The organism is Rhodoferax sp. SPJ21 (assembly GCF_058216335.1).
Window position 1 is genome coordinate 16393 of the sequence record NZ_JBYZMO010000002.1, and the last position, 21850, is coordinate 38242.

Annotated in this window: 20 protein-coding genes; 11 read left to right on the forward strand and 9 right to left on the reverse strand. The window is 66.7% G+C overall.

Annotation, left to right across the window (positions count from 1 at the left end; genetic code table 11):
* Nucleotides 1-55: 55 nt before the first annotated feature.
* The 4 genes from AC4BBN_RS07830 to AC4BBN_RS07845 all read right to left on the reverse strand — a co-directional run bounded on the left by AC4BBN_RS07830 (nt 56) and on the right by AC4BBN_RS07845 (nt 4572).
* Nucleotides 56-1135 (reverse strand): ABC transporter ATP-binding protein, encoded by a 1080-nt coding sequence (locus AC4BBN_RS07830; RefSeq protein WP_490591426.1) that lies wholly within the window; start codon nt 1133-1135, stop codon nt 56-58.
* The gene (locus AC4BBN_RS07835) at nt 1132-2655 is read right to left on the reverse strand and encodes an ABC transporter permease (protein ID WP_490591427.1); all 1524 of its coding nucleotides are present in this window, start codon (nt 2653-2655) and stop codon (nt 1132-1134) included. Before AC4BBN_RS07835 ends, AC4BBN_RS07830 begins: the two co-directional genes overlap by 4 nt.
* A gap of 79 nt (nt 2656-2734) precedes the next feature.
* Nucleotides 2735-3745, reverse strand: a complete 1011-nt coding sequence (locus tag AC4BBN_RS07840) for an iron ABC transporter substrate-binding protein (protein ID WP_490591428.1) — start codon at nt 3743-3745, stop codon at nt 2735-2737.
* Between the two features lie 146 nt (nt 3746-3891).
* The gene (locus AC4BBN_RS07845; RefSeq protein ID WP_490591429.1) at nt 3892-4572 is read right to left on the reverse strand and encodes a hypothetical protein; all 681 of its coding nucleotides are present in this window, start codon (nt 4570-4572) and stop codon (nt 3892-3894) included.
* Between the two features lie 256 nt (nt 4573-4828).
* On the opposite strand from AC4BBN_RS07845, the gene AC4BBN_RS07850 reads away from it, so the two are divergent.
* Together AC4BBN_RS07850 and AC4BBN_RS07855 are read left to right on the forward strand one after the other, a co-directional pair.
* Nucleotides 4829-5065, forward strand: coding sequence for a cysteine-rich CWC family protein (locus AC4BBN_RS07850; RefSeq protein ID WP_490591430.1), 237 nt, complete (start codon nt 4829-4831; stop codon nt 5063-5065).
* Nucleotides 5066-5069: 4 nt separating this feature from the next.
* On the forward strand, nt 5070-5834 hold the full coding sequence (locus AC4BBN_RS07855) for a class II glutamine amidotransferase (protein ID WP_490591431.1): 765 nt from the start codon (nt 5070-5072) through the stop codon (nt 5832-5834).
* 70 nt (nt 5835-5904) lie between these two features.
* Here the strand turns inward: AC4BBN_RS07855 and AC4BBN_RS07860 are convergent, their stop codons facing one another.
* Nucleotides 5905-6723, reverse strand: coding sequence for an SDR family oxidoreductase (locus tag AC4BBN_RS07860; protein WP_490591432.1), 819 nt, complete (start codon nt 6721-6723; stop codon nt 5905-5907).
* 11 nt (nt 6724-6734) lie between these two features.
* Complete coding sequence (locus tag AC4BBN_RS07865; RefSeq protein WP_490591433.1) at nt 6735-7946, reverse strand: phytanoyl-CoA dioxygenase family protein; 1212 nt, start codon at nt 7944-7946, stop codon at nt 6735-6737.
* Between the two features lie 108 nt (nt 7947-8054).
* On the opposite strand from AC4BBN_RS07865, the gene AC4BBN_RS07870 reads away from it, so the two are divergent.
* Nucleotides 8055-9062 (forward strand): LacI family DNA-binding transcriptional regulator, encoded by a 1008-nt coding sequence (locus AC4BBN_RS07870; protein ID WP_490591434.1) that lies wholly within the window; start codon nt 8055-8057, stop codon nt 9060-9062.
* Nucleotides 9063-9073: 11 nt separating this feature from the next.
* Here the strand turns inward: AC4BBN_RS07870 and gshB are convergent, their stop codons facing one another.
* Both gshB and AC4BBN_RS07880 read right to left on the reverse strand, forming a co-directional pair.
* Nucleotides 9074-10045: a glutathione synthase gene (gene gshB / locus AC4BBN_RS07875; RefSeq protein WP_490591435.1), complete on the reverse strand. Its 972-nt coding sequence runs from the start codon at nt 10043-10045 to the stop codon at nt 9074-9076.
* Between the two features lie 20 nt (nt 10046-10065).
* Nucleotides 10066-11244 carry a benzoate/H(+) symporter BenE family transporter gene (locus tag AC4BBN_RS07880; RefSeq protein WP_490591436.1) on the reverse strand — a complete coding sequence of 393 codons (1179 nt, stop codon included), beginning with the start codon at nt 11242-11244 and terminating at the stop codon, nt 10066-10068.
* Between the two features lie 75 nt (nt 11245-11319).
* Here AC4BBN_RS07880 and AC4BBN_RS07885 point away from each other — a divergent pair, with 75 nt between their 5' ends.
* From AC4BBN_RS07885 to AC4BBN_RS07905, 5 genes are read left to right on the forward strand one after another with little or no spacing between them, the layout of a single operon-like run.
* The gene (locus AC4BBN_RS07885; RefSeq protein ID WP_490591437.1) at nt 11320-11832 is read left to right on the forward strand and encodes a MarR family winged helix-turn-helix transcriptional regulator; all 513 of its coding nucleotides are present in this window, start codon (nt 11320-11322) and stop codon (nt 11830-11832) included.
* Nucleotides 11829-13877, forward strand: coding sequence for an FUSC family protein (locus tag AC4BBN_RS07890; protein ID WP_490591438.1), 2049 nt, complete (start codon nt 11829-11831; stop codon nt 13875-13877). The genes AC4BBN_RS07885 and AC4BBN_RS07890 overlap by 4 nt, the downstream gene beginning before the upstream one ends.
* The gene (locus AC4BBN_RS07895; protein WP_490591439.1) at nt 13874-14080 is read left to right on the forward strand and encodes a DUF1656 domain-containing protein; all 207 of its coding nucleotides are present in this window, start codon (nt 13874-13876) and stop codon (nt 14078-14080) included. Before AC4BBN_RS07890 ends, AC4BBN_RS07895 begins: the two co-directional genes overlap by 4 nt.
* 7 nt (nt 14081-14087) lie before the next feature.
* A complete protein-coding gene (locus AC4BBN_RS07900) occupies nt 14088-15041 on the forward strand; it encodes an efflux RND transporter periplasmic adaptor subunit (RefSeq protein ID WP_490591440.1) in 954 nt (317 codons plus the stop codon).
* Nucleotides 15042-15045: 4 nt separating this feature from the next.
* On the forward strand, nt 15046-16518 hold the full coding sequence (locus AC4BBN_RS07905) for an efflux transporter outer membrane subunit (protein ID WP_490591441.1): 1473 nt from the start codon (nt 15046-15048) through the stop codon (nt 16516-16518).
* Nucleotides 16519-16589: 71 nt separating this feature from the next.
* Here AC4BBN_RS07905 and AC4BBN_RS07910 read toward each other — a convergent pair whose 3' ends face one another.
* Complete coding sequence (locus tag AC4BBN_RS07910) at nt 16590-18002, reverse strand: coniferyl aldehyde dehydrogenase (protein ID WP_490591442.1); 1413 nt, start codon at nt 18000-18002, stop codon at nt 16590-16592.
* A 103-nt stretch (nt 18003-18105) separates the two neighbouring features.
* Here AC4BBN_RS07910 and nadC point away from each other — a divergent pair, with 103 nt between their 5' ends.
* The 3 genes from nadC to pabB are packed head-to-tail and all read left to right on the forward strand — an operon-like array spanning nt 18106 to nt 21846.
* A complete protein-coding gene (gene nadC, locus AC4BBN_RS07915) occupies nt 18106-18984 on the forward strand; it encodes a carboxylating nicotinate-nucleotide diphosphorylase (protein WP_490591443.1) in 879 nt (292 codons plus the stop codon).
* 10 nt (nt 18985-18994) lie between these two features.
* Nucleotides 18995-20104, forward strand: a complete 1110-nt coding sequence (nadA, locus tag AC4BBN_RS07920; RefSeq protein ID WP_490591444.1) for a quinolinate synthase NadA — start codon at nt 18995-18997, stop codon at nt 20102-20104.
* A gap of 11 nt (nt 20105-20115) precedes the next feature.
* The gene (gene pabB, locus AC4BBN_RS07925) at nt 20116-21846 is read left to right on the forward strand and encodes an aminodeoxychorismate synthase component I (RefSeq protein ID WP_490591445.1); all 1731 of its coding nucleotides are present in this window, start codon (nt 20116-20118) and stop codon (nt 21844-21846) included.
* The last annotated feature ends 4 nt before the right edge of the window (nt 21847-21850 follow it).

Sequence of the window (21850 nt, forward strand, 5' to 3'; positions counted from 1 at the left end):
GTGCACCTACAACGAGCTGCCCCAACGACCGGTTGACAAAGTTTTTACAAGTTTTTTATACCGTGACAAAGTTGGCAAATACGTGGGCCTGGCCCATGACGGTAATTTGCACGGTAGAACCCAGCGGCGGGATGTGGATGGCCGGGCTGCGCACCAGCAGCGGCTCGGTGCCCGCCTGGGCCTCGTCCAGCAGGCGTACGGTCAGGCCGCACAAGGCACCGCCGAAGTCGATGTCTTCCACCACGCCGCAGCAGGCTTCAGCGTCTGGGTCCAGCTGTTCCGTCGGAACGGGGGTCAGCTGCAGCTGCTCCGGGCGCAGCATGATTTGCGCCGGACCGCTGCGTTCACTGTCGTTAACAGCGATCACGCCCAGCGCACAGGTCGCCCAACCCTGCGCCAGTTGGGCCGGCAGCAGAATGGTTTCACCCAAAAACTGGGCGGTGGCAGCATCTACCGGGCGCAGGTACAGCGCGTTCGGCGCGCCGACCTGGACCAGCTTGCCGCCACGCATCACAGCGACCTGGTCGGCGAAGGACAAGGCCTCGGCCTGGTCGTGCGTGACCAGAATGGTGGTGATACCGGCGGCACCCAGCAGCTGGGCCACGGCTTTGCGGGTGCTGGCACGCAAACCTGTGTCCAGCGCCGAAAACGGCTCGTCCAGCAGCATCAGGCGCGGCCGCAAGGCCAGGGCGCGGGCCAGGGCCACGCGCTGCTGCTGCCCGCCCGACAGTTCGTGCGGGCGGCGCGACAGCATGGCCGGGTCCAGGGCCACCATCTGCATCAGCTCGGTGATGCGCTGGCTGCGGTCGGGCGCGTTGCGGGCCAGGCCGAAGCCAATGTTGTCAGCCACGCTGAGGTGTGGAAACAAAGCCCCTTCCTGCGGCACAAAGCCGATGCCGCGCTGGTGGGCCGGCACGGATTGCAGACCCTGGGCCAGTTGCTGGCGCCCCAGGCTGATGCGGCCCACATCGGGCGCCTCAAAGCCGGCGATCAGGCGCAGCAGCGTGGTTTTTCCGGAGCCAGAAGGCCCAACGATGGCGGTGCGGCTGCCGGCGGGCACATGCAGGTCCACGCCGTCCAGCGCCACCACCGGGCCATAGCTTTTACGCACCGCATTCAATTCAAGAAAACTCATCTTCCGGCGGTCCGTTTCGATTGCACATACAAAAGCCAGGTCATAGGCATGGACAGCAGCACCATGGTCAGCGCATACGGTGCGGCTGCGGCGTAGTCGATTTCGCTGCTGAAAGCCCAGAAGGCCGTCGCCAGGGTTTGCGTGCCGCTGGGCGCCAGCAGCAAGGTGGCCGTCAACTCGTTGGTGATGCCCAGGGACACCATGGCCATACCGGCCGCAGCCCCCGGCGCGGCCAGGCGCAAGGTCACGGACCACAGCGCCTGTGCGGGCGAGCGGCCCAGGCTGCGCGCCGCATATTCCAGCTCTACCGGCGCCTGGGCAATGCCCGCACGCAGACTGACCAAGGCGCGCGGCAAAAACATCAGCGCATAAGCCAGCAGCACAGTGAAAACGGTTTGGTAAATCGGCAGGGCTACGCGCACAGTCACGGTGACCAGGGCCAGGGCCACCACCACGCCGGGCAGCGAGCCAACCATGTAGTTGCACGCCTCGGTAAGGCGCTGCAGGCGACCCGGTGCGCGGATGGACAGCCAGGCCATGGGCACGGACACCAGCGTGGTCAGCACGCCGCCGGCCACAGCCAGCGCCAGGGTTTGGCCCAGGGCCGAGGCCATCACCTCCCAGTGCCAAACCGCCGCGCCACCGGCAATCAGCCAGCGCCCCAATGTAAACAGCGGCACACCCAAAGACAGCAAGGCCGTCACGGCCGGCAGCAGCCAGGCAAGTACCGTGTAGCGGCCCAGACGGGCGCGCATGGGCATGCGGGCAGCACCCGCGCCCACACGGGCATAGCGCTCATTGCCGCGCAGGCCGGACTCCAGCGCCAGCAAGGCAAAGCAACACACTACCAGCACGCCCGCCAGCATGTTCGCGGCGGGACCGTTATAGGTGGACTGGAACTGGTCCACGATGGCGGTAGTGAAGGTGTCAAACCGGATCATCACAAACAGACCGTATTCGGCCAGCAGATGCAGGCCCACCAGCAGGCCGCCGCCACACAGGGCCAGGCGCAGCTGCGGCAGCACTACACGGAAAAACACCGCCCAGGGCCCCAGGCCCAGGGATGCAGCAGCGTCTTCCATGCCCGGGTCCAGGCGGCGCAGCGCGGCAGACAGGGGCAGGTACATAAACGGAAAATACGCCAGGATGGACACCAGCATGCCGCCGGCCAAACCATGCAGACCCGGCGCCACGGTGATCCAAGCGTAGCTATGGACAAAAGCCGGTACCACCAAGGGCGCCACCGCCAGCCAGGCCCAGGTGCGGGCGCCGGGCAGATCGCTACGCTCGGTCAGCCAGGCCAGCGCCAATGACAAGATCGCGCACAAGGGCACGGTGCAGGCCACCAGCCAGGCCGTGTTGACCAGAAGCTCGCCAACGCGCGGACGGAACACCAGCGGAGCCGCAACCTCCCAGCCCGTGTTCCAGGCCACCCAGACTACAAAGCCCAGTGGCAGCAGCGCAAACAAGGACACCGCAATGGCCGCTGCGCCCACCCAGGACGCAGAAAAGCGCCGCATGCGGCGCAACCAATGCGGCAGCGCGCCTGGCATGGCAGGCGCGCTAGAGAGGACCGAAGGTACGACTGACACTCAAGTTTTATAGCAAGCCCGCCTGGGTCATCAGGTCCGACACTTTTTTGCTATTCAGTTTAGAAGGCTCGACTTTGGGCGACTGCAACTCGGCCAGTGGCACGAGTTTGGAGTTGGATGGGGCACCGAAACCTACGGCGTATTCATACGAGTCACCGGTGCGCAGGATCTCTTGACCGCCCTTGCCCGTCACCCATTTGACGAACGCCTGGGCCTGGGCCTGGCGCTTGCTGTTAGCCAGCACGCCGCCGCCGGAGATGCTGACAAAAGCGCCCGGATCTTCGTTGCGGAAGTAGTACAGGGCGGTGTTGTTGCTGTTTTCACCGGTCTTGGCCTGGTCGCCGAAACGGTAGTAGTGGTAGATGATGCCGCCATCGATCTGGCCTGCGTTCACCGCCTTCAGCACAACGCTATTGCCCTTGTAAGGCGTGGCGTTTTCCTTCATGGCCTTGAGCCAGGCGGCCGTCGCGGGCTCACCCTTGAGTTCCAGCATGGCGCTGACGATGGCCTGGAAATCTGCGCCCGCAGGCGATGCAGCCCAACGGCCCTTCCAGCTGGGGTTGGCCAGGTCCATCATGGACTTGGGCAACTGTTCGGGGGTGAACTTCTTCTTGTTGTACACAAACACCGTGGTGCGGGCAGCGACGCCAATCCAGCGGCCATGCTCTGGGCGGAAGCTGGCAGGCACCTGGGCCAGGGTGGCAGGGTCCAGCGGCGCGAACAGGCCAGCGGCATCCACCAGGGCCATGGCGGGGGAGTTTTCGGTTAGGAACACGTCGGCATTGGAGGCCGCGCCTTCTTGCACCAGTTGGTTGCCCAATTCACTGTCGCCACCGTTGCGCAAAATCACCTTGATGCCGGTTTCCTTGGTGAAACCATCGGCCCAGGCCTGGGTCAGGCTGACGTGCTGGGCGTTGTACACCACCAGCGGATCAGACGCTTGCGCCCACACGGACGTCGCCAACACACCCACTGCCAGTGCCGCAGCCCGTGCCAAAAACGGAATGGAAATTTTCATGAGAAGGATGGGGATAGAAGCTGCATTCCAAGGGCGCAGACCCTATGCCCGCTCCGCAAAAATGCAAATACGAATTAATTGCATCTGCATTGTACTCTCGCCCGTATGCGGCAAACAGTACAAAGCCACACCGCCGGGTAGAGAACTCAGCGGGAACGGACCATGGAGCGGCGGCTCTTGCGTCGCCGGGACGCCTTTGCCCGGCTGCGCAGCAAGAAATAGCGCGCGATCTTCATGCCTACATATAGGACGACGGCACCGCCCACCCAGGGCGCAACCTCGTCCAGCAGTTGCGCGGCCAGCAAGGATGCGCGGGCCTCGTCCTGGCGTATTTGCTCTTCTGTGCGCTCCGGGCCGCCGGTGCGCATGTTGGCAGATGCCTCGCTATTCACCCGGGCTCTGCGCGCTGCATCGATCTCCTCTTCGCTGCCGGCATCCAGTACCTGGCGGGCCTTTTCCAGGCTCGGGTCGGCACTCAGGTTCTGGTAGGTGTCTTGGGCGCCAGTTGCCTTCAACAGGTCTTTGTAGGCCGCGCTAATCGACTCGTCATGGGCGGGCTTACCAATGGCGGCATTCGCATTGCCCAAGGGGGCTGGTGCGTCGGGGGCGGTGCGGACCATCGAAGCCGTCTCGTCCGTCTTGGCGGCTGAGGACTTGTGCGCCCCATCGGCTGAACCGGCATCATGGCCCGTCGAAAAGTCCAAAGCCGCCGCGGTCGCGGGGTTTTCAGCCAAGGGGCTTGCAGAGCCGGCCACCGTAGCGGCTAAAACTATGGGCCCCAGGCCCATACCGACCAGCGTAAACAGTGCTTTTATTGTGAAATTCATGCGCATATCCGGCCTTTGCACTACTTTGCGATCTCACCGCATAGTAAATATTGTCTGCCCCACGTTCGATTGTGTAAGGTATTGATACATTTGATTTTAGGGAAAACCGCCAGCGCCAGATATTTATGCCGAGGCCTACCGAACGGCGCGGGCAATACTACAAAATAAGTAGCATCAAGTGCACGTAAATAAAGCACGAAACACGGATTTTCCACCCACCCCCAGCCGGCCTAGCCCCGTACACCCAGGATTCCCCATGCCCGCCGATACGCCGCCCACCGCCATCCAGCCCAGCCAATGCCCGTTATGTGGCCAGGCCAACCGCTGCGCCATGGAACTGGAGCGTAGCAGCGGCATGGCACAACCACCCTGCTGGTGCACAAGGCAAAGCGTGGCCCCCCAAGCGCTGGCCCAATTGCCGCCCGAAGCACTGAACCGGGCCTGCCTGTGCCCGCGCTGTGCGGCGGGCCTCTTCCCTACGCCGAAAGACTAACCCCATGTGCCAACTTCTTGGAATGAACTGCAATACGCCGACCGATGTGGTGTTCAGCTTCAGCGGATTTGCTGAACGCGGCGGCCGCACCGACCACCACAGCGACGGCTGGGGTATCGCCTTTTTCGAAGGCCGGGGCCTGCGCCATTTCGTGGACCACCAGGCGGCCTGCGAGTCGCCGGTGGCCGAGCTGATACGCCGCTACCCCATCCAGAGCCGCAATGTCATCGCCCACATCCGCAAAGCCACGCAAGGCGTGGTGGCGCTGGAAAACTGCCACCCCTTTGTGCGCGAACTCTGGGGCCGCTACTGGGTGTTTGCCCACAACGGCGATTTGAAAGACTTCCACCCGCGCCTGCACAGCAGCTTCCAGCCCGTGGGCAATACCGACAGCGAACGCGCGTTCTGCTGGGTGATGCAAGAGCTGGCCAAGTCCCACGCCGGCGTACCCAGCGTGGCCGAGCTGACGCTGACCCTGCGCGAGCTGGCGGCCCGCATCGCCCGCCACGGTACCTTCAACTTTCTGCTGAGCAACGGCGAAGCGCTGTGGGCCCACGCCTCCACGCAGCTGCACTACCTGGAGCGCCAGCACCCGTTCGCGCACGCCACGCTGAAAGACGAAGACCTGAGCGTCAACTTTGCCGAACACACCACCGCCCAGGACCGCGTGGCCCTGGTGGCCACCGCGCCACTGACCACCAACGAGGCCTGGACGGCCTTCGCTCCGGGTGAGCTGAAGGTGTTTGTAGACGGCGCGCTGGTCGGCTGAGTGGTTTCAAGCAAAATCGGCCTGTAGCGCAGGCACTACCTGCGCAAGCAGCTATTTATTCAATAGCAAATCACAGAGGCGCCAACGGCTGCGGCGAGCCGTCGTAGCCGCCCCATACCGACTGGTCGTACTCCACCACCGAGCCGGTCATCAGCCCAGACTCGTCCGAGCACAAGAAGGCCACGGCACGCGCCACCTCTTTCGGGTCCACCAAGCGGCCAAAAGGCTGGGCAGCGGCGGCCTTGTCCAGCCAGTCGGCATCGGCACTGTGGAATTCACGCTGGATGCGATCCTCGCCTTCCGACGCCATCCAGCCAATGTTCAGCCCGTTGACTCGGATGCGGTTGCGCAGCAGGCCGTAGGCGGTGTTGCGCGTCAGCGTGGCCAGCGCACCCTTGGAGGCGCAGTAGGCGGCGATGAAAGGCTGGCCAGCCAAAGCCGACATGGAGCCAATGTTGACGATGCTGCCTTCTATGCCTTCACGGCGCATCACCTTGATGGCTTCCTGCATCAGGAAAAAAGGCGCCCGCACATTCACCGCAAAAATCTGGTCGAACAGGGCCGGGTCGGTGTCCAGAATACTGCCGCGGTCGGTGACGGCAGCGGCGTTGACCAAGATGTCGATACGGCCAAACGCCTTGTCGGCAGCGGCGATCACCGCGCGGCAATCCTCCACCAGCCCCAGATCGGCCTGCACATACAAGGTTTGCGCGCCACTGGCCTGCTGGATCTGCTGCGCCTGGGCTTCGCCCTTGGCGCGGTTGCGCCCGCAGATGACGATGCCGCGGGCGCCGCGCTCGGCCAGCAGTGCCGCAATGGTTGCGCCCAGGCCCTGGGTACCGCCGGTGACCACGGCGACTTTGCCGTGCAAGGGAAGGGATGTGTTCATTCAGTTGTCTCCTAGTGGGTAGTTCGTTTTTTGTCAGCCTGCTGCTGCAGGGCCTGGTTCAGTTGCTGCGCCGGCCAACACTCCGCCAGGGCACGCAGCACCAGGCCTTGCTGGCTTTCCGGCGCCAGGCCGCCCACGGGCGGATCGCGGTCCAGATTGGTCGGGAAGGCATAGCCCTCGGCACAGGCGGCGACGGCACTGGCCAAAGCTGCGTCTGTTGCGGTCCCCGCCTGTTGCAGTGCGCGCAGCGCCGGGTACAGCGCCTGCGCCATACGCTGCCGGTCCACCGACTCCATGGTGCGGCCAAAGGCGGACGACACCTGCAGCAGGTTCGCCATACGGCAGATATCGGTAGATCGGTTATGGCCCGCAGCGTGCATCAATGCAGGGTTGAAAAACACCGCATCGCCCTTGCGCAGCGGCAGCTGCACATGGTGGGCATCAAAGTAGGACTGGAACTCCGGCTGGCCGGCCACCAGGTAGCCCGGCAGGTATTTGTGCGAGTGCGGCAGGTACAGCGTGGGCCCGCTGTGTAGAGGCATGTCCACATGCGCCACCGCGCCCTGCAACGTCAGATAGGGCGACAAGCGGTGCACCGGCGCCGGGTAGCGCGCCGCCTGCGCTGCGGTCAAAAAGCCCAGGTGGTAGTCGCGGTGCGCCATTTGCGCTGCGCCGCCAGGGTTCACGCTGTTGATCTGCGAGGTCATCTGGTAAGCCGGGCCCAACCAGGCCTCGCAGACCAGCGCCAGCAGCTCGTTACCGTAGTAGGCGGCAAAAACCTCGGGCGCTTCCACGCAAAACTTCTCCAGCGCGTTCCACACCCGGTCGTTGGCACCGGGCTTGGCGAAATGGTCGGCCTTGGCGCCCTGCAGCCGCTCGGCGGCAATCATGCGCTGGAACACGGCAGTGGCGGCGTCCACCACGGCCAGGTCGGCAAACAGGCCTTGCAAGGCCAGCACGCCCGGGCCGTCACTCCACACGCGGCTCCATTCGGCCATCAACTGCTGCTGCAAGAGCGCCGGCTGGGACGTCGCCGCCATTTGCTGCCGCAACCGGGCGCAGTCGTACTGCGGCACGCCTTTATCCATGCCGCTGGCCAGCGGGTATTCGGCGGGATCGGCGGGGCTGCGAAGCACCGCATCCAGCTCAGCCACCTTGCAGTCTTCGGGTCTGAGCCAGTGGTGCGAGCGGGATGCGGCTGTGTCGTTTGGCAGGGAAGGCATGGCGGGAGTCCATCGGTGAAAGATGCGCCAGTGTAGGTATTTCAGAGGAATAATTGGGGCTCAAAAGCCTTCAAAAACACCTCAGAAATACATCAAAAAATGGCCCATATGCACCTTCTGAAAGACATCGCCTCGCAGGCTGGCACCAGCCTGGCCACGGTAGACCGGGTGCTGAACCAGCGCGGCGGCGTGCGCCAGCACACGGTGCGGCGGGTTGAGCAGGCACTGCAGGAACTAGACCGGCAGAAAAACCAGGTAGGGCTGGTGGGGCGCAAGTTCCTGGTGGATGTGGTGATGCAGGCGCCGCAGCGCTTCAGCCTGCTGGTACGCACGGCGCTGGAGCAGGTGCTGCCGGGCCTGCACCCGGCCATCTTCCGCGCCCGCTACCACCTGGGCGAAGACCAGACCACCACGCAGCTGGTGGCCACGCTGGACAAGATCCTGCAGCAAGGCAGCCACGGCGTGCTGCTGAAAGCGCCCGATGTGCCCGAGGTGTCCCAAGCTGTTGCCCGCCTGCAGGCCAAGGGCATCCCCGTGGTGACGCTGGTGACCGACCTGCCGGGTTCGGCACGACTGGCCTATGTAGGCATGGACAACCGGGCCGCCGGCCACACCGCCGCTTACCTGGTATCGCAATGGCTGGGCAAGCGCAAAACCGGTGTGCTGGTGTCCATCAGCAGCAACCGCTTCCGGGGCGAGGAGGAGCGGGAAATCGGCTTTCGCCAGGCTGTGCGCTCCCAATTCAAAAACCTGGTGCTGCACGAGGTCAGCGAGGGCCTCGGCTTGCACGATGCTACGGTAGCCCTGGTGCGCAAGCGGCTCAAGCAGCTGCCGGATGTAGAGGCGGTGTATTCGATTGGCGGCGCCAACGCGGCGATACAGCAAGCCTTTGCGCAGCTGCAGCGCCCATGCCGGGTGTTCATCGCCCACGACCTGGATGCCGACAACCTGGCGCTGCTGCGCGACGGCACGCTGCAAGCGGTGCTGCACCACGACCTGCAACAAGACATGCGCCAGGCCTGCCTACACATCATGGCGGCACACGGCGCGGCGCCTGCGGGCATCTCGGCCACCCCGTCCGCAGTGCAGGTGGTGACGCCTTACAACCTGCCCTGACCGCTGCGGGCCTAGGCGGCGGGACCCAAGCCCAGCGCCGCTTCCAGCGCATCAACAAACAGCGCCGCTACATCGCAACCCGTCTGGTCGAAGATTTCCTGGAAGCAGGTGGGGCTGGTGACGTTGATCTCGGTCACGCTGTCGCCGATCACGTCCACACCCACCAGCAACAGGCCGCGCGCGGCCAGGATAGGGCCCAGGGCTTCGCCGATTTCGCGGTCACGCGCCGACAGCGGCTGGGCCACGCCCTTGCCGCCGGCGGCCAGGTTGCCGCGCACCTCGCCGCCCTGCGGAATGCGTGCCAAACAAAACGGCACGGGCTTGCCGCCGATCACCAGCACGCGCTTGTCGCCCTGGGCGATGGCGGGCAGAAACTTCTGCACCATCACACTCTCGGCGCCGTTTTTGTTCAGGGTCTCGATGATGCTGCCCAGGTTCAGGCCATCTTCCTTGACGCGGAAGATGCCCATGCCGCCCATGCCGTCCAGCGGCTTCAGGATCACGTCCTTGTGCTCGGCGTGAAAGCGGCGGATGGCCTCGGCACTGCGCGTCACCAGCGTGGGGCCGCTGAACTGCGGGAACTCCATGATGGCCAGCTTTTCCGGGTGGTCGCGCAGCGCACGCGGCTTGTTGAAGACCTTGGCGCCTTCACGCTCGGCCTGCTCCAGCAGGTGGGTGGCGTAGAAGAATTCAGAGTCGAACGGCGGGTCCTTGCGCATGATGATGGCGCCAAAGTCCTTCAGCGCACGCGGGCTGCCGGCAAACAGCGGCTGGCTGACGCTAAACCAGTCGGTCTTGTCACCCGTGAGATGGATATCCCGCACCTGGGCCGTCACCACGCCGCCGGTCTGCCACTGCAAGTCTTGCGGCTCGCAGGCCGAGATGGTGTGGCCCCGGCGCTGGGCCTCGCGCATCATCACAAAGGTGCTGTCTTTGTAGATCTTGAAAGACTCAAGCGGGTCGGCGACGAAGAGGATATTCATGGGAGCTTTCAAACAAGACTTCAAACTGCGGGACGGCGGTACTGTTGCACAAGCAGGGCCAGCGTGCCCGCCACCACACCCCAAAACGCCGAGCCGATGCCGGCTATCACCACACCGCTGAGCGTAACCAGGAAAGTGATGGTAGCGGCCTCGCGGTGCTGCACGTCCTGCAGCGCGGCCGTCAAGGCATTGCCGATGGTGCCCAGCAGCGCCAGCCCGGCAATCGCAGCGATCAGCTCACGCGGGAAGGCCGTCAACAGGCCGGTGATGGCCGCGCCAAAGATGCCGATCAGCACATAGATCAGGCCGCAGGACACGGCGGCGGTATAGCGCTTGGCCTTGTCGGCATGCGCCTCGGGGCCCATGCACATGGCGGCGGTGATGGAGCTCAGGCACAGCGCGTAGCCGCCAAACGGCGCCAGCACCAGGGTCGCCAGGCCGGTGATGCTGATCAGCTTGGAGATCGGCATGGGGTAGCCGGCCGCGCGGATCGCCGCCACGCCGGGCAGGTTCTGTGAGGCCATGGTCACCACAAACAGCGGCAAGGCCATGCCGATGGTGGCGGCCCAGCTGAACTGCGGCGTTACCCACACTGGAGTCGCCACAGAAAATACGATGCTGGCGCTGGCCACTTCTCCGCGAGCAGCTACAAAAGCAATAGCAACCAGCAGCGTCAGCACCACTGCGTAGCGCGGCAGCCAGCGCCGCGCCAGCAGGTACACCGCCAGCATCAGCAACACCAGCGGCAGGGCGCTATGGGCGGCGGCAAAACCATTGAGCCCGAAGCGCGCCAGCACGCCGGCCAGCAGCGCGGCAGCAATCGCCATGGGGATGCGGTCCATCACCTTCTCGAACCAGCCGGTCACGCCACACAGCGCGATCAGCGCCGCGCTGACCATGAAAGCCCCCACCGCCTCGGCCATGCTGAAGCCCCCCGCCACTGCCGCCGTGGCCACCACCGCCGCACCGGGGGTGGACCAAGCCACCATCACCGGCATGCGCAGCCACAACGAGGGCAGCAGCGTGCACAGGCCCATGCCCAAACCCAGCGCCCACATCCAGGAAGTGGTTTGCTCGGGCGTGGCATGCAAGGCCTGTGTGGCCTGGAAAACGATGGCCACGGAACTGGTGAAACCCACCAGCACGGCCACAAAGCCGGCGGTGGCGGCCGAAAGATTGATGTCTCTGAAAAATCGCATGCGGCATTGTCTCCGACGCACAGTTTCGCAAAATCCGCTAAACTAGATAGCAAGCTAACTAATTTAATACCTGCCATGGCCTCCCCGTCCCCCGCAGACAGTGCCCAGCGCACGGCATCCCTGATGGCTTTGTCGGTGTCCCTGGCCGGCCTGCAGCGCGGCTACCGGGCGGCGGTGGACAAGACCGTGGCGCACGCCGGCCTGTCCCAGGCGCTGGCCCTGCCGCTGGTGATGATCGGCCGCCATGGCGACGGCCTGCGCCAGGGGGTGCTGGCCAACCTGCTGAACATCGAAGGCCCGTCCCTGGTGCGGTCCATCGCCCAGCTGGAAAAGGCCGGGCTCATCAGCTGCCATGAAGACCCGGCCGACCGCCGCGCCAAGACGCTGCACATGACAGCAGCCGGCGCCATCTCCCGCGCCCACATCGAAGCGGCCCTGGAAGACATGCGCGCCGTGCTGTACGAAGGTGTCAGCGACGACGACGTGGCCGCCTGCCTGCGCGTCTTCGCCACGCTGGAGCAGCGCCTGGGCCGGCGCAACACGGCCGAGCTCGGCGTAGCAGCCCCCGCCAAAGCCGAAGCGCCATGAAGCTGCCGCGCTTCAGCCAGGCCGAAGTCCTGTTTTCCCTGAAGACTTTCGGCTCCGGCATGCTGGCCATGTACATCGCCAACCGCGCCGGCCTGCCGCGCCCGTTCTGGTCCCTGCTGACGGCCTACGTGGTGGCCAACCCGCTGGCCGGCGCGGTGCGCTCCAAGGCGCTGTTCCGCTTCCTGGGCACCTTGCTGGGCAGCAGCGCCGCCGTGTTGCTGGTGCCCACACTGTCCAACGCGCCCGAGCTGCTGACCCTGGCGCTGGCACTGTGGACCGGCCTGTGCCTGTTCATCTCGCTGCTGGACCGCACACCGCGCGCCTACATCTTTCTGCTGGCGGGCTACACCGCTGCGCTGATCGGCTTCCCCTCGGTGCAGGCACCGCTGCAGATATTCGACACCGCCGTGGCGCGGGTGGAAGAAATCGGCCTGGCCATCCTCTGCGCCAGCCTGGTACATAGCATCATCCTGCCTACCAGCCTGGCACCCACGCTGCTGGGGCTGATGGACCGCACGCTGGGCGACGCCCAACGCTGGCTGCGCGACCTGCTGCGCCCCGGCCCGCGCCAAGGCACCCAGGACCCGCATGCACTGGGTACCGACCGGCGCCGGCTGGCGATGGACATCACCCAGCTGCGCCTGCTGTCTACCCACGTACCGTTTGACACCACCCATTTGCGCTGGACCGCCGACGCCATCCGCGCCATGCAGGACCGCGTCGCCGCGCTGACCCCCGCCCTGTCCTCCGTCGAAGACCGGCTGGCCGCGCTGGAACAAGCCCAAGGCGGCACGCTAAGCGCCGATGTCTCCGCGCTGCTGGCACAGATAGGCCGGTGGCTGGAAGCAGCCACGCCGGACCAGTCGGCGGAACTGCCCGCGCTGCAAGCCGCCATCCATGCCATCGCCGGGCAAACCGCACTACCCGCCTGGGAACGCGCGTTGCGCATGGGGCTGGCCACCGGGCTGGAAGATCTGGTGCAGGGCTGGCGCGCCTGCGCCCAGCTGCGCCGCGACATTGACGCCGGTCTGTCGGGTACAGCCATGCCACGCCACCAGGCCAGCAGCAACCGCGTGCTGCACCGCGACTACGGCATGGCCCTGTTGTCGGCATTGGCAGCCGTGCTGGCGATCTGCCTGTGCAGCGCCTTCTGGATCGCCACCGGCTGGTCCTCCGGCTCGGCCGCCGCGATGATGGCGGCGGTGTTTTGCAGCTTCTTCGCCAGCATGGACGACCCGGTGCCGGCCATCCACGGCTTCCTGAAGTTCACGCTGTGGTCCATGCCCATCTCCGTCGTCTACGTGCTGGTGCTGCTGCCGCTGGTGCACGACTTCGGCATGCTGGTGCTGGTTTGCTCACCTTTGTTTCTGCTGGCCGGCTGCTACATGGCCCGCCCCGCCACCATGGGCAGCGCACTCGCTTTGCTGTTCGGCGTAGCCGGCACCCTGGCGCTGCACGACACCTCGAATGTGGACCTGGCGGTGTTCTTCAACGCCATGGTGGGGCAGATCGTCGGCATTGTGGTCGCCGCCCGGGTGACCCGGCTGGTGCGATCCGTTGGCGCTGAATGGAGCGCCCGGCGCATCCAGCGGGCCATATGGCGAGAACTGGGTGATATGGCCGCTGCACGTGGCGCGCCTGGCAATACCGACTACACCGTGCGCATGCTGGACCGCATCGGCCTGCTGGCGCCGCGCGTGGCCCTGGCCAGCCCGGACGACCCGAACCTGGTGACGAATGACGCCCTGCGCGATTTGCGTGTGGGCATAGACATTGCCGGCCTGCAAGGCAGCCGCGCCCAGTTCCCAGCGCAGTCGGTCGGCACTGTACTGGCGAGCATTGCCGGCTTCTTCCGCCAGCGCAGCGCCGGCCGCAGCAGCCCCTGGCCGTCAAGCCTGCTGGCGCATATAGACCACAGCCTGGCCGCAGCCCTGGCCAGTCCGCATGCAGATGGCCGCAGCGCCGTAACCGCGCTGGTCGGCCTGCGCCGCAACCTGTTTCCCCATGCCCCAGCGGCACTCAGCCCCGAAGGAGCCACCCCATGATCGGCCAAACCAGTGTTTACGGCCTGTACCTGCCCTGGCTGATGCTGCTGGCCCTGGGCGCCCTGTTCGCGCTATGGGGCGTGCGCCGGCTGCTGGCCAGCGCCGGCCTGTACCGCTGGGTCTGGCACCCGGCGCTGTTCGACCTCGCCCTGTATGTGCTGCTGCTGTATGCGATCAGCCGCGTCTCCACTTTTTTGCATTGAAACCACCATGACTAGCTTCACCACCCCCAACGCCTGGGCCCTGCGCGGCGCCCGCATCCTCGTCACCCTGCTGATGGTGGCCGCCGCCATCTGGGCCGCGCTGCGCCTATGGGACCACTATGAACTGGAGCCCTGGACGCGCGACGGCCGGGTGCGCGCCAACGTGGTCCAGTTGGCGGCCGATGTGTCCGGCCTGGTCACCACCGTCGCCGTGCGCGACAACCAGCAGGTGCATGCCGGCGAGCTGCTGTTTGAGGTGGACCGCGCCCGCTACGCGCTAGCCCTGCGCCAAGCCCAGGCCGTGCTGGGTGCCCAGCGCATTGCCCTGGCCCAGGCGCAACGCGAAAGCGAGCGCGATGCCGGCCTGGGCACGCTGGTGTCCCAAGAGCTGCGCGAGCAGGCCCGCACCCGCGCTGAACAGGCCCAGGCCACCGTGGCCCAGGGTGAACTGGCGGTAGACGCTGCCCGGCTGAACCTGGAACGCGCCCTGGTGCGCGCGCCCAGCGACGGCTGGATCACCAACCTGGACCTGCACACCGGCAGCTACGCCAGCGCCGGCCACCCGGTACTGGCCCTGGTGGACGAACGCTCTTTCTACGTCGAGGGCTACTTTGAAGAAACCAAGCTGGCCCGCATCCACGTCGGCGACCGCGTGGGCGTGACCCCCATGGGCGGCGGCGCGGCACTGCCCGGTGTGGTGGAAAGCGTGGCCGCCGGCATTGCCGACCACGACCGCAGCCCCAGCAGCAACCTGCTACCCAATGTGAACCCCACCTTCAACTGGGTACGCCTGCCGCAGCGCATACCGGTACGCATCCAGCTCGACCCACTGCCCGCCGGCGTGCGCCTGGTGGCCGGCGAAACCGTCACCGTGCAGGTGCAGGAAAAACAGGAAGAGGCCGCGCCCGAAAAAGCCAAGCCCCTGGCCAGCAATGCCGCGCCAGCCGCCCCCAAAGGTTGAAGCCATGCAAGCGACATTCCGCCCTACACCCATGCGGCCGCTGCTGGCCTTGCTAGCTGCAACCGCACTGGCCACCCTGACGGCCTGCAGCACTGCACCCGTAGGCCCCGATTACCAGCTGCCGCCCCAGGCACTTGCCAGCCAGCCTGCCGCCGCCAAGCCGTTTGCTGGCGTGGACGGCCAGGCCCCGTTCTCCGCCCAGCCCCTACCAGCCCACTGGTGGCGGCTGTACCAGGACCCGCTGCTGGACCGGCTGGTGCAGCAGGCCCTGGAGCACAACACCGACCTGCGCCAGGCCGTAGCCAATCTGGAGCGTGTGCGCTCGCTGGAAAGCGAAGCCGCCGGCGCCCAAAAGCCCAGCTTGAACGCCAAGGCCGGCCCCGAGTTCGGCCATGTGTCCGGCCTGTCGCTGCTGCAAAAGGACTACGAGCCGCCGAATAGCTATCTGTACAGCGCCAGCGCCGGCCTGTCCTACCAGATCGATCTGTTCGGCCAGATCCGCCGCGGCATCGAGGCCGCCAACGCCGCCGGCGACAGCGCCCAGGCCGCGCTGGACCTGGCCCGCGTCAACGTGGCCGCAGGCACCACCCGCGCCTATGCCGAGGTCTGCTCCAGCGGGCTGCGCATCGCCGCCACCGAGAAATCCATCACCCTGCAAAAAGAAGCGGTGGACATCTCCGAGAAGCTGCAGCACGCCGGCCGCGCTGGCAGCCTGGACGCCGGCCGCGCCCGGGGCCAGCTGCAGCAGCTGAACGCCAGCCTGCCACCGCTGCAGGCCGAGCGCCAAAGCGCGCTGTACCGGCTGGCCACGCTCACCGGTGCGCTGCCGCAGGACTTCCCGCGCGACGTGGCCGGCTGCAGCACGCCGCCGCAGGTCGCCGGCACGCTGCCGGTGGGCGACGGTGCAGCTCTGCTGCGCCGCCGGCCCGACATCCGCCAGGCCGAACGCAACCTGGCCGAAGCCACGGCCCGCATCGGTGTGGTCACAGCCGACCTGTACCCCAAGATCAGCTTTGGCCTGCAGGGCGCGTCCGAGGGCGAGGCCGTGGGCTTTGGCCGCAAAGACACGCTGAGCTGGGGCATAGGCCCGCTGATCAGCTGGAGCATTCCCATCAACGGCGTGGTGCAGGCCCGCATCGCCCAGGCCGAGGCGACCACCCGTGGCGCGCTGGCCAAGTTCGACGGCACGGTGCTGACCGCCCTGCGCGAGACCGAGACCGCCCTGAACACCTATGCCCGCGAGCTGGACCGCCACGCCGCACTGCAAGCAGCCGCCCGAGAAAACGCCGCCGTGGCCCAGCAAGCGCGCCAGCTCTACCGCAACGGCAAGACCGGCTACCTGGAAGCTCTGGACGCCGAGCGCGCCCTGGCCAGCAGCGAGGCCGCCCTGGCCGCGTCCCAGGCCCAGCTGGCCGACGACCAGGTGCAGCTGTTCCTGGCCCTGGGCGGCGGCTGGGAGCCGAATGACGCGTCCTGAAGCATTTAAAGGAAAACAGGCTCCAGCGCAGGTAGCACCTGCGCAAGCAGCTATCTAAAAAATAGCAAGGCTTAGTTCAACCGGCCCATCCACTTCAGCAGCTTCTGGATGCGCGGCCGGTACGGCGGGTACACCAGGCTGCCACCCGACCAGCGCGACTGCAGGAACACCGGCTTTTCCTTGCTGAACTGGCGAAAGCCATATTCCCCGTGGTAGTGCCCCATGCCCGACGGGCCCACGCCGCCAAACGGCATGCCATCCTGCGCCAGATGCACCAGCGTGTCGTTGATGCACACCCCGCCCGACAGGGTCTGCGCCAGCACCTGGTCGCGGTGGGCCGTGTCCGTGCCAAACCAGTACAGGGCCAGCGGTTTGTCGTGGGCGTTCACATAGGCAATCGCCTGGTCCAGCGTGTCGTAGGGCACGATGGGCAGGATGGGTCCGAAGATTTCCTCCTGCAGCGCGCGCATGCCGGCGTGCACATCCAGCAGCAGCACCGGCGCCAGCTGGCGGCCCACGCCAGGCACGGCGGACGGCTCCAGCTCCACCACCCGGGCGCCCTGCTGGCGCGCATCGTCCACCAAGGCGTGCAGGCGCTGCAAATGCCGGTCGCTGGCAATGCTGGTGTAGTCGGGGTTGCCCAGGAAGCGCGGGTACAGGCGCAGCATGCTGGCGCGCAGCGCATCCACCAAAGCCGTCTGCTGGCCGCGCGGCACCAGCACGTAGTCGGGCGCAATGCAGGTCTGGCCGGCGTTGATCAGCTTGCCCCAGGCCAGCCGGTCCACCACCTGGTCCAGATCGCAAGACGCATCCACGATGGCCGGCGACTTGCCGCCCAGCTCCAGCGTCACCGGCGTAAGGTTCTTGGCTGCCGCCTGCGCCACCAGCCGCCCCACGGCGGTGGAGCCGGTGAACACCAGGTGGTCAAACGGCGTGGCGCAAAAGGCCTGGCCCAGGGCCGCATCGCCGGTCAGCACCGCCACCTCTTCAGGCGCAAAGAATTCGGCCACCGCCGCCTGTAGCGCATCGGCAAACAAGGGCGTGAGCTCGGACGGCTTGAGCAGCGCCCGGTTACCCGCCGCCAGCACATCCACCAGCGGCGACAAGGCCAGCAGCAGCGGGTAGTTCCAGGGGCTGACGATGCCCACCACGCCCAGCGGCTGGACCAGCAAACGGCTGCGCCCGGGCCAGAAGGCCAGCGCAGTCGCCACCCGCCGGGGCCGCATCCAGCCACGCAGATGGCGCCGCGCATGGCGTATGGCGCCACGCACCGGCAGCAACTCAGTCAGCCGGGTCTCCACCGCCGAGCGGTTGCCAAAGTCCTGGCTGACCAGGGCTGCGAGGCGCTCGCCATGCTTCTCCAGCAGCGCGTCCAGCCGCTGCAGGCGGTCCAGGCGCAGGGCGTAAGCGGGTGCCGGGTCGGCCGCATGGGCCTGGCGCTGCAAGGTCAGCAGGCGCTGAAGTTCAGTTTCTGGGGTATGCATAGCCCCCATAGTGCCAGTGCTGGGAAACCACGGTGGGAAAAGTGCGACACAGATGTGACACACTTCCGTTCCTTCCTAGCTGCCCGACCCTCGCTCCACCACAATGAAGACAACGGTTTTTGACTTTTCTCCCGCGCAGATCCAGGCCCTGGCCGAGGCCGACGCGGCCCGCGCCCTGGCCGAAGACGTGGGCTCCGGCGACCTGACCGCCGCCCTGGTAGACCCCACCCGGCAAGTCCATGCCCGCGTGCTGGCCCGCGAAGCCGCCACCGTCTGCGGCGCCCCCTGGGTCGAGGCCACGCTGCGCCAAATCGCCCCCACCGCCACCTGGCGCTGGCTGGTCCATGAAGGCGAGCGCTGCGCCGCCGACCAGGTGGTGCTGGAGCTGGAAGGCCCGGCCCAGGCCCTGCTCACGGCCGAGCGCACCGCCCTGAACTTTCTGCAGCTGCTGAGCGCAGTGGCCAGCCGCACCGCCCTGCATGTGCAGGCCGTGGCCGGCACCGGCACGCAGATCGTGGACACCCGCAAAACCCTGCCCGGCCTGCGCCTGGCGCAAAAGTACGCGGTGCGCACCGGCGGCGGCACCAACCACCGTATTGGCCTGTATGACGCGGTGCTGATCAAAGAGAACCACATCGCAGCCGCTGGCGGCGTGACCCAGGTATTGCAGCGCGCTGCCGCCTTGGCCCAGCAGGCCAGCTTCATCGAGATCGAGGTCGAAACCCTGGCCCAGCTGGACGAGGCGCTGAACGCTGGCGCCCGCATGGTGCTGCTGGACAATATGGACCTGGCCACCCTGCATGAGGCAGTGCGCCGCAACGCTGCACGCGGCGCGCAGAAAGCCGTTCTGGAAATCTCTGGCGGCGTCACGCTGGAGAGCCTGCGCAGCCTGGCCGAGGTCGGCGTGGACCGCATCTCCATCGGCGGCCTGACCAAGGACGTCAAGGCCACCGACTATTCCATGCGCTTTCTGGACCTGTAAGGAGACGGCCATGCACACGATGATGGAAGTCGAATACGAGCAACCGGCAGAGGGCGCGGCCTGCACCCCGCGCCACGCCTGGGCCCGCGTGCCGGTAGAGCCCAGCCCCAGCGAACGCCTGGCGCTGAAGGACCGCATCCGCCGCCTGCTGAAAGAGCGCAACGCCGTGCTGGTGTCGCACTACTACGTGCACCCCGACCTGCAAGACCTGGCCGAGGAAACCGGCGGCCTGGTCAGCGACTCGCTAGAAATGGCCCGCTTCGGCCGCGACCATGCGGCCCAGACCCTGGTGGTCTCCGGCGTGCGCTTCATGGGCGAAACGGCGAAGATTTTGTCGCCCGAAAAGCGCATCCTGATGCCCGACCTGGACGCCACCTGCTCGCTGGACCTGGGTTGCCCCGCCGCCGAGTTCAACACGTTTTGCGACGCCCACCCGGACCGCACCGTGGTGGTCTACGCCAACACCAGCGCCGAGGTCAAAGCCCGCGCCGACTGGCTGGTCACCTCCGGCTGCGCGCTCGACGTGGTGCGCGCACTGAAGGACCAGGGCCACAAAATCCTGTGGGCACCCGACAAGCACCTGGGCAGCTACATCCAGCGCGAAACCGGTGCCGACATGCTGTTCTGGAACGGTGCCTGCATCGTGCACGACGAGTTCAAGGCCTTCGAGCTGCAGGCGCTGAAAGCCGAACACCCCGAGGCCAAGGTGCTGGTGCACCCCGAGTCGCCCGCCGACGTGGTGGCGCTGGCCGATGCCGTGGGCTCCACCTCGGCCATCCTGAACGCCGCGCGAACCATGGATGCGACCACCTTCATCGTCGCTACCGACAACGGCATGCTGCACAAGCTGCGCACGCAGAACCCGCACAAGCGCTTCATCGAAGCCCCCACCGCCGGCAACAGCGCCACCTGCAAGAGCTGCGCGCACTGCCCCTGGATGGCGATGAACGGCCTGGCCGGCCTGGCCCATGTGCTGGAAACCGGCGCCAATGAAATCCATATCGACCCCGCACTGGGCCTGCGCGCCCGCGTGCCGATTGACCGCATGCTGGCTTTCACCGCCGCGCTGAAGAGCGGCCAGTCCACGGCCGGCCTGGTACCCCATATCGGCGCAGCCTGATTGAGCAGACGATGGACCCCATCACCGCGCTGATCGACTTCAGCGACGCGACCGACCCCGGCGCGCCGCGCCTGCGCCACGCCTTTGGCACGCCGCTGCAGACCCTGGTAGCGCATACGCCGGAACAGGTGCGGCCGGTAATGGATGCCGTGCAGGCCGCCAGCGCCCAGGGCAAGTGGTGCCTGGGCTATCTGCGCTATGAGGCCTCACCAGCCTTTGATACCGCGCTGGCCGTGCACACCGCCGACGGGCCGCTGGCCTGGTTCGCGGTATTCGACCAAGCCCTGCGCTGGCCGGAAGCTGCTGCTGGCGGCGCGCAGATCGATTGGCAGAGCTTCATAGACCGCACGGATTTCGACGCCGCGATGGCGACACTGCTGCAGGCGATTGCCGATGGCGAGCTGTACCAGGCCAACCTCACCGCGCAGATGCGGGGCCGCTTCAGCGGAGAGCCGCAAGCCCTGTTCGCCGCGCTGCAGCGCGCCCAGCCAGGCGGCTATGCGGCCTACCTGGATACCGGCGAAGAGCAGCTGCTGTCCGTCTCGCCCGAGCTGTTTTTTGACTGGCACGGCGAGCACATCCTGACCCGCCCCATGAAGGGCACGGCAAGGCGCGGTGCCAGCCCCGAGGCCGACCAGGCCCAGGCCGAACACCTGCGCACAGCGCCCAAGGAGCGCGCCGAAAACGTGATGATCGTGGACCTGCTGCGCAACGACCTGTCGCGCATCGCCCAGCCCTTCAGCGTGCAGGTGCCGCAGCTGTTCCAGACCCAGGCCCTGCCCAGCGTGTGGCAGATGACCTCTGACGTGACGGCCCGCACCCGCCCCGGCTGCAGCCTGGCCGATGTGTTTGGCGCCCTGTTCCCCTGCGGCTCCGTCACCGGCGCGCCCAAGGTGCAGGCCATGCGCACCCTGACCGCGCTGGAGCCCACGGCACGCGGCGTGTACTGCGGCGCCATCGGCGTGGTGCGGCCGGGCGGCCACACAACTTTCAACGTGCCGATACGCACCGTCACCCTGCGCGGTGCACAGGCGCGCTGCGGCATCGGCAGCGGTATCACCAGCGACGCCCGCCCCGCCGGCGAATGGCAGGAATGGGCCGACAAGCAGGCTTTTGTGCAACGCGCCAGCGCACCGTTTTCGCTGCTGGAAACCTTGGCCCTGGTGGACGGCCAGCTGCGCCACCGCGACCTGCACCTGGCCCGCATGGCCGCCGCAGCGCAGCACTTCGGCACGCCCTGGCATGCCGAGCGACTCACCCAGGCATTGCACGCCCTGAGCACCCAGCACCCCACAGGCGCCTGGCGCGTACGCCTGCTGCTCGACGGCCAAGGCCAGCCCAGCGCCGAGGCCTATGCCCTGGAAGCCTCGCCCCCGCGCGTGCGCCTGCAGCTGGCCGACCGCCCGCTGGCCGAGGCCCACAGCGAATTCGTGCGCTTCAAAACCACCCGCCGCGCCCACTACGACGCCTTCACCACACCGCCCGGCGTGTTCGACACCCTGCTGTGGAACCCGGCCGGCGAAATCACGGAATGCACGCGCGGCAATATCGCCCTGCTGTTGGATGGCCGCTGGGTCACGCCGCCGCTGGCCAGCGGCCTACTGGGCGGCATAGGCCGGGCCGCAGCCCTGCAACAAGGCCGCCTGATTGAGGCCGTGGTGCGGGTAGACGACCTGCCGCGCGTGCAGGCCTTTGCGTTTGTGAACAGCCTGCGCGGCTGGATAGACGCGGATTTGGTTTAGCTAC